The sequence below is a fragment of the Mesorhizobium sp. M7A.F.Ca.US.014.04.1.1 genome, from assembly GCF_003998745.1.
Classification (GTDB): domain Bacteria; phylum Pseudomonadota; class Alphaproteobacteria; order Rhizobiales; family Rhizobiaceae; genus Mesorhizobium; species Mesorhizobium ciceri.
Genome location: NZ_RZRW01000942.1, coordinates 1 through 1465, shown reverse-complemented (window position 1 = coordinate 1465; position 1465 = coordinate 1). Strand labels below are relative to the sequence as shown.

The 1465-nt window shown below is 61.8% G+C and carries 3 protein-coding genes; 2 read left to right on the top strand and 1 reads right to left on the bottom strand.

Annotated features, from left to right (window positions below):
• A partial coding sequence (locus EOA22_RS33345; protein ID WP_127390600.1) for an acetylornithine deacetylase/succinyl-diaminopimelate desuccinylase family protein occupies nucleotides 1-718 on the bottom strand: 718 nt, incomplete at its 3' end.
• Between the two features lie 8 nt (nucleotides 719-726).
• Between EOA22_RS33345 and EOA22_RS33340 the strand changes: the two genes are divergently transcribed.
• Nucleotides 727-933 (top strand): hypothetical protein, encoded by a 207-nt coding sequence (locus tag EOA22_RS33340; RefSeq protein ID WP_127224121.1) that lies wholly within the window; start codon nucleotides 727-729, stop codon nucleotides 931-933.
• A 4-nt stretch (nucleotides 934-937) separates the two neighbouring features.
• Nucleotides 938-1366: a L,D-transpeptidase gene (locus EOA22_RS33335; RefSeq protein WP_013531220.1), complete on the top strand. Its 429-nt coding sequence runs from the start codon at nucleotides 938-940 to the stop codon at nucleotides 1364-1366.
• The last annotated feature ends 99 nt before the right edge of the window (nucleotides 1367-1465 follow it).

The following is a 1465-nucleotide window of genomic DNA, read 5'->3' as shown; positions in this document are numbered from 1 at the left end:
GAAACAGTTCGTCCTCGAAAGCCCGCAGCACGGCGCCCATGTGGCGCACCGCATTGTCGCCGAGAAACGGCATCGAGCCGTGCGCGATCTCCCCCTTGGTCTCGATCTCCGCCCACCAGACGCCACGATGGCCGAGGCAGATGCGGTCCTTGTTCAGCGGCTCGGGAATGATGACATGGTCGACCCTGGGTTTTGAGAAATAGCCGAGCCTGGCCAGATGCGCGACGCCGCCGAAGCCGCCGGATTCCTCGTCGACGGTGCCGGATATTTCGATGGCGCCGGGAAAATCGGGGAAGACTTCCAGGAAGGCCTCGGCTGCGATGATAGAGGCGGCAAGGCCGCCCTTCATGTCGCAGGCGCCGCGGCCATAGACCCTGCCGTCCCTGACGATGCCGGCGAAGGGATCGACGGTCCAGCCATCACCGGCTTCGACCACGTCGATATGCGAGTTGAAGTGGACGCAGGCGCCCGGCGACCTGCCTTCGGAACGGGCAACGACATTGACGCGCGGGTAGCGGTCGGTGTCGCCGGGCGTGCCTTCGGCGCGGATGAACTCGGTCTCGAAACCGCTCTTCTTCAGCCGCGCGCCGAGATATTCGGCGCATGGCCGGTAGGCCTCGCCGGGTGGATTGATAGTCGGAAAACGGATCAGTTCGGCGGTCAGCGCGACGACGTCGTCGCGCCTGTCATCGATTGCCTGGAGGAGTCGCTGGTTCATGCGCAGAGTTGAGCAGCGATCCCAGCGGTTTTGCAAGCCCGCCGGCGATCAAGCCGGTGCGGCGTGTCGTTGCGGCAACTATTGCGGGAAATCGTTCAAATTCGCTGCTTTGGATTGGCGAATTGGTCAAGGTGTGTGTGTTAGCCCGTGCATCTGCCATTAAAAAGATGAAAAACAATCAGGCAGGCAGGTTAGGGGCAATCAAAGGGGTTTGATCGCATGAAAAAGACAGTTCTCATGGCAACCATGTTTGTTGCAATGCTGTTCGGTGCTTCGGGGCAGGGCTGGGCAGCCAGCCTCGTTGCAAATATAGACGTGTCGTCGCAGACGATGACCGTCAGATATGGCGCGTCGGTTTACCGGTGGAGTGTCTCCACCGCCCGCACCGGCTATTTCACGCCGCGCGGCACCTATCGGCCGCAGCGCACGGCCAGGATGTGGTATTCGCGCAAATACCATATGTCGCCGATGCCCTATTCGGTGTTCTTCCATGGCGGCTATGCCATCCATGGAACCGGCGCCGTCAGGCAGCTCGGCCGCCCGGCGTCGCATGGCTGCGTGAGGCTGCACACGGCCAATGCCGCCACGTTCTATTCGATGGTGCGGGAAGTGGGTTTCGGCAACACGCGCATTGTCGTCACCAACTAAGGCGGGTTCAGGTTCGCTGTTGTCTGCTGGCGCTGGGCTAACCCCACGCCAGCAGCTCTGCCTAAGCGTTTGGGACCGCCTTTGCCTGCGGTCGCTTTC